The organism is Agrobacterium sp. RAC06 (assembly GCF_001713475.1).
Lineage (GTDB): Bacteria > Pseudomonadota > Alphaproteobacteria > Rhizobiales > Rhizobiaceae > Allorhizobium.
Genome location: NZ_CP016499.1, coordinates 1840299 through 1852514 on the forward strand (window position 1 = coordinate 1840299; position 12216 = coordinate 1852514).

Annotated in this window: 16 protein-coding genes and 1 pseudogene; 10 read left to right on the plus strand and 7 right to left on the minus strand. The window is 61.9% G+C overall.

Annotated features, from left to right (window positions below; translation table 11 throughout):
• Positions 1–33 precede the first annotated feature (33 nt).
• Entirely contained in the window at positions 34–474 is a 441-nt protein-coding gene (locus tag BSY240_RS08995; protein ID WP_083229600.1) for a hypothetical protein, read from the plus strand.
• 54 nt (positions 475–528) lie between these two features.
• On the opposite strand, the gene BSY240_RS09000 is transcribed toward BSY240_RS08995, so the two are convergent.
• Complete coding sequence (locus tag BSY240_RS09000) at positions 529–1236, minus strand: glutathione binding-like protein (protein WP_069042063.1); 708 nt, start codon at positions 1234–1236, stop codon at positions 529–531.
• 223 nt (positions 1237–1459) lie between these two features.
• Between BSY240_RS09000 and BSY240_RS09005 the strand changes: the two genes are divergently transcribed.
• Positions 1460–1909, plus strand: a complete 450-nt coding sequence (locus BSY240_RS09005; protein ID WP_069042064.1) for a DoxX family protein — start codon at positions 1460–1462, stop codon at positions 1907–1909.
• 75 nt (positions 1910–1984) lie between these two features.
• On the opposite strand, the gene BSY240_RS09010 is transcribed toward BSY240_RS09005, so the two are convergent.
• The 4 genes from BSY240_RS09010 to hisS all read right to left on the minus strand — a co-directional run bounded on the left by BSY240_RS09010 (position 1985) and on the right by hisS (position 6128).
• Positions 1985–2584 carry a class I SAM-dependent DNA methyltransferase gene (locus tag BSY240_RS09010; RefSeq protein WP_069042065.1) on the minus strand — a complete coding sequence of 200 codons (600 nt, stop codon included), beginning with the start codon at positions 2582–2584 and terminating at the stop codon, positions 1985–1987.
• Positions 2585–2591: 7 nt separating this feature from the next.
• Positions 2592–3287 carry an ATP phosphoribosyltransferase gene (hisG, locus tag BSY240_RS09015; protein WP_069042066.1) on the minus strand — a complete coding sequence of 232 codons (696 nt, stop codon included), beginning with the start codon at positions 3285–3287 and terminating at the stop codon, positions 2592–2594.
• On the minus strand, positions 3284–4405 hold the full coding sequence (locus BSY240_RS09020) for an ATP phosphoribosyltransferase regulatory subunit (protein ID WP_069042067.1): 1122 nt from the start codon (positions 4403–4405) through the stop codon (positions 3284–3286). The genes hisG and BSY240_RS09020 overlap by 4 nt, the downstream gene beginning before the upstream one ends.
• Before the next feature lie 205 nt (positions 4406–4610).
• Positions 4611–6128 carry a histidine--tRNA ligase gene (hisS, locus tag BSY240_RS09025; RefSeq protein ID WP_069042068.1) on the minus strand — a complete coding sequence of 506 codons (1518 nt, stop codon included), beginning with the start codon at positions 6126–6128 and terminating at the stop codon, positions 4611–4613.
• Between the two features lie 153 nt (positions 6129–6281).
• Between hisS and BSY240_RS09030 the strand changes: the two genes are divergently transcribed.
• From BSY240_RS09030 to BSY240_RS09055, 6 genes and pseudogenes are all read left to right on the plus strand, one after another.
• On the plus strand, positions 6282–6509 hold the full coding sequence (locus BSY240_RS09030; RefSeq protein WP_069042069.1) for a hypothetical protein: 228 nt from the start codon (positions 6282–6284) through the stop codon (positions 6507–6509).
• A pseudogene (locus BSY240_RS09035) lies at positions 6493–6761 on the plus strand (type II toxin-antitoxin system RelE family toxin). The gene BSY240_RS09030 and the pseudogene BSY240_RS09035 overlap by 17 nt, the downstream one beginning before the upstream one ends.
• 3 nt (positions 6762–6764) lie before the next feature.
• Complete coding sequence (locus BSY240_RS09040) at positions 6765–7511, plus strand: hypothetical protein (protein ID WP_069042071.1); 747 nt, start codon at positions 6765–6767, stop codon at positions 7509–7511.
• Positions 7508–7960: a hypothetical protein gene (locus BSY240_RS09045; RefSeq protein ID WP_054148790.1), complete on the plus strand. Its 453-nt coding sequence runs from the start codon at positions 7508–7510 to the stop codon at positions 7958–7960. Before BSY240_RS09040 ends, BSY240_RS09045 begins: the two co-directional genes overlap by 4 nt.
• 66 nt (positions 7961–8026) lie before the next feature.
• Positions 8027–8410: a CopM family metallochaperone gene (gene copM / locus BSY240_RS09050; RefSeq protein WP_069042072.1), complete on the plus strand. Its 384-nt coding sequence runs from the start codon at positions 8027–8029 to the stop codon at positions 8408–8410.
• A gap of 102 nt (positions 8411–8512) precedes the next feature.
• Positions 8513–9217: an HAD family hydrolase gene (locus tag BSY240_RS09055; RefSeq protein WP_069042073.1), complete on the plus strand. Its 705-nt coding sequence runs from the start codon at positions 8513–8515 to the stop codon at positions 9215–9217.
• Here the strand turns inward: BSY240_RS09055 and BSY240_RS09060 are convergent, their stop codons facing one another.
• On the minus strand, positions 9218–9847 hold the full coding sequence (locus tag BSY240_RS09060) for a DNA-3-methyladenine glycosylase I (RefSeq protein ID WP_054148975.1): 630 nt from the start codon (positions 9845–9847) through the stop codon (positions 9218–9220).
• A 211-nt stretch (positions 9848–10058) separates the two neighbouring features.
• Here BSY240_RS09060 and BSY240_RS09065 point away from each other — a divergent pair, with 211 nt between their 5' ends.
• Together BSY240_RS09065 and BSY240_RS09070 are read left to right on the plus strand one after the other, a co-directional pair.
• Positions 10059–10880: a L,D-transpeptidase gene (locus BSY240_RS09065; RefSeq protein WP_069042074.1), complete on the plus strand. Its 822-nt coding sequence runs from the start codon at positions 10059–10061 to the stop codon at positions 10878–10880.
• A gap of 91 nt (positions 10881–10971) precedes the next feature.
• A complete protein-coding gene (locus BSY240_RS09070; protein ID WP_069042075.1) occupies positions 10972–11658 on the plus strand; it encodes a L,D-transpeptidase in 687 nt (228 codons plus the stop codon).
• 78 nt (positions 11659–11736) lie between these two features.
• On the opposite strand, the gene BSY240_RS09075 is transcribed toward BSY240_RS09070, so the two are convergent.
• Positions 11737–12210 (minus strand): hypothetical protein, encoded by a 474-nt coding sequence (locus BSY240_RS09075; protein ID WP_054148785.1) that lies wholly within the window; start codon positions 12208–12210, stop codon positions 11737–11739.
• Between the last annotated feature and the right edge of the window lie 6 nt (positions 12211–12216).

Below are 12216 nucleotides of genomic sequence, written 5' to 3' on the forward strand. Positions count from 1 at the left end.
GGGCCAGCGCTGGCTATCGACTTGGGGAACGCCTTGTTCAAAATAGCAAATGCCAATCTTGCGACCACCTTCAGGGTGAGCGAACAGGATGGAAACGGCCTGCTGGGGCAGCACGCCTGCCGCGTCGGGCTGTCCGAGGACTGGACCGGCGACCTGACCAACGGCCTGCTGAAACTCGGGAACCACGCACGCAACCTGCATGGCCTCGAAAACCATGAATGCGGCCTGCTGACCGTGATGCGCTGCTATGATCAGGCCGATCGCGGCCACATCCTTCGACTGTTCGAGCAGGCGGCCACGCAGCCGTCGCGCTTCTGCTATTCGACGACCATCGTGGCTGGCGCACAGCACCGGCAACCGGTGTTCTGCATCGGCGAATCCTCCGGATTCGAAGGCAGCGGCGGCAACATGGTCGGGCTGTTCATCTTCCCGCGTTTCCAACTGCCAACGACAGCATCCGTCATGCCGAGCTGAGCGCTCGCAGAGATACGGGAGAAGGCGCCGCGTCCGGCACCTTCTCCCGTATAGTCAGTCTCGCGCCGGAATGTTCAACCCCTTCTGGCTTGCGGGACGCGCTTCGGCACGCGCCCACCAGTCAAGCACTTGCGGGAAGTCGGCAAGGCCGAGATCGGTTTCACCGGCATAGAAGATCTTGAGCGCACGCACCCAAGGCCATGTGGCGATATCGGCGATCGTATAGTCCTCGCCCGTCAACCACTGCCCCTTTTCGAGCTGAGCCTCCAGCACGCCCAGCAAGCGACGGGTCTCGTCACGGTAGCGCTCCGCCGGATAGGGATTGTTCTTCACCTTGTCGGCGGCGAACTTATAGAAGTGGCCATACTGGCCGAACATCGGCCCGACACCGCCCATCTGGAACATCAACCATTGCAGGACCTTGTAACGGGCAGCCCCGTCCTTGGGCAGCAACTTGCCGGTCTTGTCCGCGAGGTAGATCAGGATCGCGCCGGATTCAAAGATGCCGATCGGCTCGCCGTCCGGGCCATTGGGGTCGATCAGGGCCGGTATGCGACCATTCGGATTGAGCGAGACGAATTCAGGGCTCTTCTGCGCGTTACTGCCGAAGTCCACCAGATGCGGTTCATAGGCGAGCCCGAGCTCTTCCAGAGCGATGGAGACCTTCACACCGTTCGGCGTCGGCAGGGAATAGAGCTGGATAATGCCGGGATCGGCGGGCGGCCATTTGGCGGTGATGGGAAAGGTCGAAAGATCTGCCATGGGGGAGGCTCCTTTGCGGTTTGAACAGGACAGAGGTAGGGAGCGCGGGTGGCGGCGGAAAGGGTTCGCGGAAAACGAAACCGCCGTGAGCGTTTCATTTTTGTGAACGATCAGTCAAAGACTGTTTACCTATGCCTGCGACAAAAAAGCATGCATCAAGGCGGCACTGACTGAGGCCGCCACCGATGGGGGTTTCAGCGTCAACGCTCAACGGAGTTCCCCCATGTCCGCGACCAATAACGGCCTTCTCGTTCTCGTCCGTATCCTTCTCTCCTTCATGTTCATCATGTCCGGCTTCGGCAAGCTGACCGATCCGGCCGGCACTGCCGGCATGATCTCCGGCGCCGGCCTGCCTGCCGCCGACCTCTTGGCCTATGCCGCCGGCCTCTATGAGCTGGTTGCCGGTCTCTTCATCCTCGTTGGCTTCCAGACCAAGGTCACTGCCTGGACCATTGCACTCTTCTGTGTGTTCACCGGTCTCGTCTTCCATTCCGGTACGGTTGCCATCGAAGGCTGGCCGGAAGGTGCTCTCGGCTGGATCAACACGCTGAACCAGATCATGATGATGAAGAACATCACCCTGGCCGGCGGCTATATCGCGCTCGCCATCGTCGGCGCCGGCGCCTACTCGCTCGATGCCCGCCGCGGTTCGGCCCACGCCGTCGCTGCCTGATATCCCTGCCCCACAAGGCAAAATGAAACCCGCTGGAGCGATCCGGCGGGTTTTTTTTCGTGTCTGCATTTCCAACTAAGACCTTTGCGTCAGCCAGACTGTCGCGCCACCGCATAAGGGATCTTCGACCACATGTCGCAGGACCACAAAGCCGTTTTCCGACAGGAGGGACCGATACTCTTCGGGATCGAGGCTCGCGTGATAGAGTGGCTCGCCCTCGAACTCGCCGATTGCCACACCGGCTACCGGTCCCGATGTGAACATCAGGGTGCCGCCGCTGGCCGCATGTGATGCGAAGCGCGGAAACATGGCCCGCTGGGCATCGGGCGTGAGATGGAAGAAGCTGTGCCAGGCCACGATCGCCTCGAATGTCCGACCGAGGGACAGATCCCGCATGTCCCCCACCCGCCAGTCATGCGCCGGGAACCTCTCACGGCAAAGACGGATCAGAGGTTCGGAAACGTCCAACCCGGTGACGAGAAAGCCCCGGTCGATCAGATCCGCGGCGATGGGTTCGCCGGAGCCGCATCCGAGGTCGAGCACATGGGCACCTGCATGCAACGGCGCGACAAGGAGGTCCAACCAGGGACGCTCGAAGCCGTCCTTTCCCCGCACGCGATCAAAGGCCTCAGCGTGACGCGCATATAATCCGGGGATGGCATCCGCGTGTGACATGGGGCCCTCAGAGCACGCCGCGCACAGCCTCGATGATGCGGCCGATCATGGGATTGCCGTCATGCTCGGGCTTCCTGGCGCGCACGAGGCAAGCTTCGGAGCGCAGGATCACACCGTCGGAAAGCACCTTCAGGTGATTGGCGCGCAGCGTCGAACCGGTCGAGGTGATGTCCACGATGATGTCGGCCTGGCCGGCAGCGGGCGCGCCTTCGGTCGCTCCTAAGCTTTCGACGATGCGATAGAGCTGGATGCCGTGCTGGCGCGAAAAGTGCTGCTGCGTCAGGCGCCAGTATTTGGTGGCGATCGCGAGGCGCCGGCCATGGCGTGTACGGAATTCGGCGGCGACATCGCCGAGGTCGGCCATGGTGTCGACGTCGTACCAGACCTCGGGAACGGCAACGATGACATCGGCATGGCCGAAGCCCAGGCGGGCGGAGATTTCGACACGGGCGTCTGCTTCGGCAAGCCCCTCGCGGATCAGGTCTTCGCCGGTCACGCCGAAATCGACGGTGCCATTGCCGATCTCGCGCGAGATCTCGGAAGCCGAGAGATAGGCGATCTCGACATCGTCGAAGCCTTCGACTCGCCCGCGATAGGAGCGGTCATTGCCAACGGCGACGATCTTCATGCCGGCCTTTTCGAAGATGGCGGAGGCATCGTCCTTCATGCGGCCCTTGGAGGGCAGACCGATGGTGATGGTCATGACGCGCTCCTCTCGCTCTCAATTCGATCCAGCCAAAGCGAGAAGCCGACGGCCGGGATATGTGTCTCGGCGCCGAGAAGCGTCAGCAGCCGGTCGAAGCGGCCACCACCGGCGAGGACTGCGGACCTGCCCTGGACAGCCACCTCGAAGACGAGGCCGGTGTAATAGTCGAGCGGGCGACCGAAGGCGGCGCGGTAGGTGATCAGATCGAGATCGACCCCGGTGCTGGCAAGCGCTGCGACGCGCTCGTCGAAACGGCTGAGAGCTGATCCAAGCTTCAGGCCCGCAGCATCGGCAAAGCCGGCAAGGGCTGCCGAGGCATCGGCGAGCGGCAATTCGAGCGAGAGGAATTCACGCAGGAGCAGCAGGGCGGCGCCATCGAGTCGCGTCTCCGAGAGCTCCAGCTTCTCCTTCAGGCGACGGGCGATTTCGGCGGGCGTGCGGCTGGCATTGGTGAGATAGCCGGTTTCCTGCATGGTCGCATCGATATGGGCGATCAGGGCGTTCTGGTTGCCGCTTGCGAGCAGGGCGGAAACCTCTGGGTCGAGCCCTGGAACCGGCGTCGGGGTCGCAAGCCGGCGCAGGAGTTGGTCGATCTGATCGGGATTGCCAAAGGCCTGGATCAGGCGCTTCTGCCAGCCGGCGGGCAGGCCGAGAGCCTTGACCACGGCTTCGAAGACGGCCTGGTCGCCGAGGGTGACGGCAAGCGGCTTTGTCGGCAGCAGGCGGGTGAGGATGGCGACGCTATCGGCAATCGCCCGAGCGTCGGCAGCAGCGGTTGCGATGTCGCCGAGATCTTCGATGCCGGCCTGGTAGAATTCCTGCGGGCCTTCGCGGCGCTGGCGGAAGACCTCGCCGAGATAGGCATAACGCTTCGGGGTACCGGTAGCGGTTTCGATGTGGCGCAGGCAGACGGGGATGGTGAATTCCGGGCGCAGGCAGAGGCCTTCGCCGCGCTCATTTTCGGTGAGGAAAATGCGCCGGCGCAGATCCTCGCCCGCCATGTCGAGGAAGGGGGCAGCCGGCTGGATCACGGGCGTGTCCACCCGCGTGGTGCCGCGCGAGACGAATTCCTGCAGGATGGTGCCGGCGAAATCGGGCATGTCGGTCAGGGGCATGGGGAAGGTCCTGCGAGTGCGGTTAGCTGCCCCTCATCCCCGGCGCAAAATTTGCGCCTGACCTGCCGGCACCTTCTCCCCGCAAGCGGGGAGAAGACGAAAACCGCAGCGTATAGACCAGACGCCGTCAGCGCCTGGGGCACGTCCCCTCTCCCCGCTTGCGGGGAGAGGGTTAGGGTGAGGGGCAAGCTTCGCATAGGGTGCTTTATCCCTTCGCCCGACGACGATCTTCCGCCTGGGCGGACAGGATTTCCTTGACCTTGGCGACCAGATCCGCCTCGGCCACGACGTCCTGGGCAACGCGGGCCTCGCGCCATTCGGCGTTGTCGGTGATCTCGCCGGAGAGGCGCTTGCCCTCGATCAGGTCCTTGATCTGGACGACGCCTTGCGCCCGCTCGTCACCGCCCTGAATGATCGCGATCGGGGCTCCACGGCGGTCGGCATATTTCAGCTGGTTGCCAAACTTCTTCCAGTTGCCCTGGTACATTTCGGCGCGGATGCCAGCATTGCGCAGGTCCTGCGTGAAGCGCTGGTAGCGGCCCATGCTCTCGACATCGCCATCCATGACGGTGACGAGCACAGGACCAAGCACTTCGTCCTGACCGAGCTTGCCGAGGTTCTTCAGCGCCGTCATCAGGCGCGAGACGCCGATGGAGAAGCCCGTGGCCGGCACCGGCTGACCCATGAAGCGCGAGACGAGACCATCATAGCGACCACCGCCGCCAACCGAGCCGAAGACGACCTTTTCGCCCTTTTCATTGGTGACGTCGAAGGTGAGTTCGGCTTCGTAGACGGGGCCGGTGTAATATTCGAGACCGCGGACGACGGAGGGGTCGATCTTGATCCGGGTCGCATCGTAGCCGGCGCCCGCAACAAGTGCGCCGATCATGTTCAGCTCCTCGACGCCCTCTTCGCCCTTGGAGGTTCCGGCAACGAGAGCGGCAAGTTCGGCTGCGCTTTCGGCATAGGACTTGATGCCCACGAAAAAGAGGACTTTGGCGATCTGGTCTTCGTTCAAGCCAGCGCCCTTCGTGAAGTCGCCAGACTCATCCTTGCGGCCTTCGCCGAGCAACAGCCTCACGCCTTCCGGGCCGAACTTGTCGAGCTTGTCGATCGCCCGCAGCACGTTCAGCCTACGCCCAGCATTCTCCTCGCCGCCGAGGCCAATCGCTTCCATGACGCCGTCGAGAACCTTGCGGTTGTTGACCCGGATGACATAGTCGCCGCGCTTGATGCCGAGCGCTTCCAGCGTGTCGGCCATCATCATGCACATTTCGGCATCGGACTGGACGCCCGGCGCGCCGACGGTGTCGGCATCAAACTGCATGAACTGGCGGAAACGGCCCGGGCCGGGCTTCTCGTTGCGGAAGACGTAGCCGGCGCGATAGGTGCGGAACGGCAGCTGGATTTCCTGAAAATTTTCCGCGACATGACGGGCCATCGGTGCCGTCAAGTCGTAGCGCAGCGACATCCACTGGTCGTCGTCGTCCTGCAGCGAAAAGACGCCTTCGTTCGGGCGGTCGCTGTCGGGAAGGAACTTGCCGAGCGCATCGGTGTATTCAAAGAGCGGGGTCTCGATCGGGTCGAAGCCGTAGCGCTCATAGACCTCGCGGATGGTCTCCATCATCTGGTTGGCGGCACGGATGTCGGCAGCCTCGCGATCGACGAAGCCGCGCGGCAGGCGGGCCTTCAGCTTCTGGGGCTTCTTGTTCTTATCGCTCATGATGACAACCGGAATTTCGTTTCAAAAAGGTGCCGGTGTCTTAGAGGATCAAGGATTTGGCGGCAAGGGCGAAGGCGGGCGGGTGCGAGGGCGGATGCTGGAAAATGGGTGTGCGAGGTGGTATGATCGTGTGCGAAGCCAGAGGTTGGACCGATGAACAAGCGCGTTCCCATCCAAATTCCGGATGATCTGTATCGGGTTATTTCCCGGTATGGAGACCTTCATGGGCTCGATCCGGATGACTACGCGACGATGGCGCTGCAGCGACATCTGGAGGACCTCCAGGATATCGCCGCCGCAGAAGCGGCGATGAAGACCATTCAGAGCGGTGAAGACCGCGTTGTGAGTTCGAAAGAATTCTGGCATGGCCTGGACGATTGAGTATCGCCAGCCAGTTCGGAAATCACTGGAAAACTGGACCCGGTTTCTCGCAAGCGCATCCGGAAATTCCCAGAAGAGCGCGTGGCAGGGCTCGATGATCCCAGACAAATCGCCGATCGCCTGCAGGGCTCTGAGCTGGGTCAGTTCTGGCGTTACCGTGTTGGCGACTACCGCATCATCTGCGATATCCAGAACGGCAAACTCATCGTGCTTGTGGTCGAGATCGGCCATCGCAGCACCGTCTATCGGTAAGACATGATCCTTGAAGCTCTGAATTACGCCGCGACATGGCCGCTGACCTCGGCTGGCCATCGTCCGTTCATCCGTTCATCCGTCAATCTCTGGGCGCGTGCCAATCGCTGTCGTGCGGCGTGGGCCGAGCACGAGCGCCGGACGAAGGCGGCCATTCTCGAGGCTGCGCAGGCGTGCCGGCAGCGGCGGACGGTGGTGGTGCTCGGTTCCGGGCTGTTGCGGGATGTGCCAGTGACCGAGCTTTCACGGCTGTTCGACACGGTGGTGCTGGTCGATCTCGTGCATCTGGCGAGCGTAAGAAGCTGGCTCACGGTCAAGCGGTTGAAGAATATCCGGCTGATCGAGCGGGATCTTTCCGGGCTGGATACGCTGCTTGCCGGCCAGCCTTTGGAGCCGCTCGCGTTTCTCCGACAGGTGCCCTACCTCGATCTCGTCGTCTCTGCCAATCTCTTGTCGCAGATCGGGATCGGCATGAGCCGGCGTCTCGAAGGTCACGCCGAGGAAGAAGCGCTGATCCGTCAGGCGATCGCCGCGCATGTCGAGGGGCTGGCACAGGTTTCGGCCGAGACCTGCCTCGTGACAGACGTGAGCTGTACCGTAATCGACCGCTCCGGAGCAGCGCAGGAGACTGTAGACCTGATGCACGGCGTCGATACGGGCGCAGCTCGGGAGCGTTGGGACTGGCCGGTGGTTCCCTTCGGTGAGGAAAGCCGCGACTATCAGATCGTGCATCACGTGATTGCGCATTGAGCGGCGGCACTGTCGGCCTTGTATTCGCCTCGATCCAGCATCATCTTCATCGCATGCAATTGCTCGCCCGCCTCCTGCTGCTGATCGCGGCTTTCGCCTATGGCACCATGCCGATGACCGGCATGTCGGTGATGGCAATGCCCGTGGCACATGCGATGGACGCCAGCGATCCGCATGGGACGGTTTCCGCACCCAAGATCCAAGACATGGTCGATGTCGATTGTCCTCATTCGGTCAGCCGCATGACGGTTGCCGATGGTGGTGATGCTAGTGAGCACAGCTCCAAGCCGATGAAGATAAGCTGGCATTGCTCAGCCTGTCTGACGCTGCCGGCCCTTCCCGTCGTTGCCGACAGCGGAAAGCCGGCGCGCGCCGCCGAAGCAGCCACTCTTGCGCCAAGGCTCGTGTCACAGCTGATGGCACCGCAGACGCCCCCTCCCCGCGCCTGATCCGATGACACCGCGCGGCCTTGAGGCTTGCACATTTCTCTCATCAGATCACTACAGGAGACTTCAATGCTTAGGAACATTCTCGTTGCGGCGTCGCTTGCGACCGCGCTTTCCGCCTCTGTCCTCGTTGCGCAGGACAATACCATGCATCAGGGGCATGACATGTCAGCCATGGGCCACGGCATGATGGATGAAAGCCCATCCTCCAAGGCCTTTGCCGAGGCCAATGCCAAGATGCACAAGGACATGGCCGTGCCGCTCACCGGCAATGCCGATGTCGATTTCGTGCAGGGCATGATTCCGCACCATCAGGGTGCCATCGACATGGCGAAGATCGTACTCGAGCACGGCAAGGATCCCGAGATCCGCAAGCTGGCCGAAGAGGTGATCGCTGCCCAGGAAGGTGAGATCGCCATGATGAAGGCCTGGCTTGCCAAGAACGGGCAGTAAGCTCTCAAACCCATATAGAAACTGTGATGGCGCCTTTGGGCGCCATTGCTTTGCCCGAGAGAGGGAATAGTCTCTCGCTTCCTGATCGAAAAAGGAGGCGTCATGCCCAACCGCCCTGTCTCCGTCATCGGCTTCGACGCCGACGACACGCTCTGGCAGAACGAGCAATACTACAAGCTGACGGAGCACCATTTTCGCAGTCTGCTCTCCGAGTTTGCCGAGGGCGAACATGTGTCCGAGCGCTTGCTCGAGGCCGAGAAGCGCAATCTTGCCCACTACGGCTTCGGCATCAAAGGCTTCACACTATCGATGATCGAGACGGCGCTGGAGATCACCGAGGGGCGCGTGCCCTCTTCCGTGATCAGCGAAATCCTTGGCATCGGACGCGATCTGCTCGGCCACCCCGTCGAATGCCTGCCGCATGCGCGTGATACGCTGGAGGCGCTTTCGGGCAAATATTTCCTGGTGCTGATCACCAAAGGCGACCTTTTCGACCAGGAACGCAAGCTCGCACAATCCGGCCTCGGCGACTATTTCGATGCGGTCGAGATCGTCTCGGACAAGACGGCCACCACCTATCGTCGGGTGTTCGGCAAACATGGCGAGGGACCTGAGCGCTCGATGATGATCGGAAATTCGCTGAAATCCGACATCGTGCCGGCCATCGCCGCCGGCGCCTGGGGTGTCTTCGTGCCGCATGAACTGACCTGGGTGCTGGAGCATGTCGACAAGCCCGAGGAGGCGCCGCGCTTTCGCGAGATCCCGGATCTCGGGCATGTGCCTGATCTCGTCGCCAGCCTCGCCTGATCAGGGGCGAACGAGGCGGATCCGTAATTCCTCGGTCGGCGCGCGTCGGCAGCAGCCTTCGATGTGGTCATTGACCAGGCCCATGGCCTGCATGAAGGCATAGACGGTGGTCGGGCCGACGAAGGTCCAGCCGCGTCTCTTCAGATCCTTCGACAGGCGGATCGAGGTGGGCGATGTCGGATTGGCCCTTAGAGTGGCATAGTCCATCCGCTCCGGGCGTTCCGAGGCGTCAGGTTCGTAACTCCAGAAGTAACCAGACAGCGAGCCGAATTCCGCCGTGAGGTCGATCGCGCGGCGGGCGTTGTTGATCGTTGAGACGATCTTGCCGCGATGGCGGATGATGCCGGCATCGGCGAGGCATCGGGCGATGTCGTCATCGCCAAACGCGGCCACTGCGTGAAAGTCGAAACCGGCAAAGGCTGCTCGGAAATTTTCCCGCTTCCTGAGGATCGTCAGCCAGGACAGGCCGGACTGGAAACCTTCGAGGCAGATCTTCTCGAACAGCCTCACATCGTCGGTGACCGGTCGCCCCCATTCCTCGTCATGGTAGTGGCGATAGTCTTCGAGGCCGCCATGCCAGAAGCAACGGTCAAGGCCGTCGTCTCCCCGGATCAGGCCTTCCGCGATCATGTCCATGCGATTCTCTCCGATGCGGAAATTCGTTTACCATTTGTTCACGAGTTTTCCAAACCGGACGCTAACCCTTCCGAAAGGTTTACAGCCTTGATCGCATTTTCATGAACGCCTCTTTACCAATTGGCGGCCTTCGCTCTGGCACCATCGGCTCGAATTGGCGGCATGTTGTGCCGCCGCATCCGGTCCCTAGTTCGTGAGTTGTCCGATGTCGAAGAGTTCCCTGTTACTGGCCTTGCTGACCAGCCTGTCGATTGCCCTGCCTGTCCATGCGAGTGATCGCTACAAGAGCCGTCCGCCTGTGATGGTCAGTCCCGACCTCCAGGCATCCTGGGTCCTGCAACTCGGCGGCGTTCCGGCACAGACGCGCAGTTCTGCCACGCCACAGCGCATGCGTCAGGCCGTTCCGGCAGGGCGTCAGCGGGTGGTGCAGCAGCCGCAACAGGTGCTGCGTCAGCAGCCGGTGCAGCAGCAGCGTCGTCTCGTGCAGCAGCGGCGTGTTCTTTTCCCGCAGCAGCAGCCGGCGCCGCAACAGGTCGCGATGCGGCCGGACAAGCCGGTGCGCACGCAGATCGAGCCGAAATTCCTGCCGCAGATGGTCCAGTACCAGACCAAGCACAAGCCGGGGACGATCGTCATCGATACGCGCGAGCGCTTCCTGTACCTGGTGATGGCCGACGGCATGGCAAAGCGCTACGGTGTAGGCGTTGGCAAGCCAGGCTTCGAATGGGCCGGCACGCACAAGGTGACCGCGAAGCGCGAATGGCCGGACTGGCGCCCACCGCAGGAGATGATCGCCCGCGAGGCAGCCAAGGGGCACTTCCTGCCTGCCCACATGCCGGGCGGCCCGGAAAATCCGCTGGGTGCCCGCGCGCTCTATCTCGGCTCGACGCTGTATCGCATTCATGGAACCAACGCGCCTTGGTCGATCGGCAACGGCGTTTCCTCCGGCTGCATCCGCATGCGCAACGAGGATGTGACGGATCTCTACGAGCGCGTGAAGGTCGGCACCAGGGTCATTGTGATCTAGGGCACAGGCAATATCACAATACATCGATTAGCGCTTGCTTTGATAGGCGAAGCGGCTAGGCTCTCAGCCCTGAAAATCAGGGGGATTGTCTATGTTCAACACGACTCTTCGCAAGGCGGCGGTGGCGGTCATCGCGCTTACCATCGCCTTGCCGGCGCCCGCCAGCGCCATCAGCCTTAATCGCATTCAGACGACCAGCGATGTGACGCTTGTTGCCCAGCAGCGCAAGGAAGTACCGGAAAAATTCAAGCGCAAGGTCGTGCGCCTGACAACGGACGAAAAGCCGGGCACGATCATCATCGATACGAACAACAAGTTTCTCTACTATGTAGAAGGCAACAACCGCGCGACCCGTTACGGCGTCGGCGTCGGCCGCGAAGGCTTCGGCTGGTCGGGCGTGGTGAAGATCGGCCGCAAGGCGGAATGGCCGTCATGGCGCCCGCCGGCAGAAATGCGCCGCCGCGAAGCCGCCAAGGGCCATATCCTGCCGGTCGTGCAGGAAGGCGGACCGGACAATCCGCTCGGCGCGCGCGCCATGTATCTCTACAAGGGCGGCCGTGACACGATCTTCCGCATCCATGGCACGAACCAGCCCTGGACCATCGGCCTCAACATGTCGTCCGGCTGCATTCGGATGATGAACAAGGATGTCGAGCATCTCTACGAGCGCGCCGATATCGGCTCCAAGGTGATCGTGATCGGCCCGGGCAATCGCCAGGGCGACGTCTCCTTCGACGACAAGGGCGTGGACATCCTGCGCACGATCTTCGGCGGCTGAGCCCAAACATTACTCATGAAATGCAGACGGCCCCATCGCCAAGATGCGGCCGTTGTCGTTTCGGTTCGTGTCACTCGGTCAACGCTTGATGTCGCAGAAGATATCACCCTCGTGGGAGAGGATCTGCTCGCCGCCGACGGCGCTGCCCATCTTCAGCTTGACGACCTTCAGGTCGTAGCGCCCGGTAAACCGCTTTGTGGTGCTCGAATTACGGTCGGTGATCATCGCCACAGACACGCGATAGAGCGGCTCCCTTTCCGGGGCAAAGGCATGGATGCTGAAGCGCAGGTCGCGCTCATCGATCCAGTATTGCTTCAGCATTTTCGAGGTGATCTGGAAGCGCTGGAAGCCCGCTGGCGCCGCCTTGTCCTTCACGCCAGCCATGCCGCGGAAATGGACGATCCTTTCCTGATCCTTATTGCTGAAGCCACTTTCCAGCGACATGTCGAGGATCGGGTCGGAACTGGCGCAATAGATGCGCTCTATGGCTGCAGCCGGCACCGCCATGGGACACAGAAACAGGAATACAAAGGGCAGTGTTCTCTTGGCCATGACGAT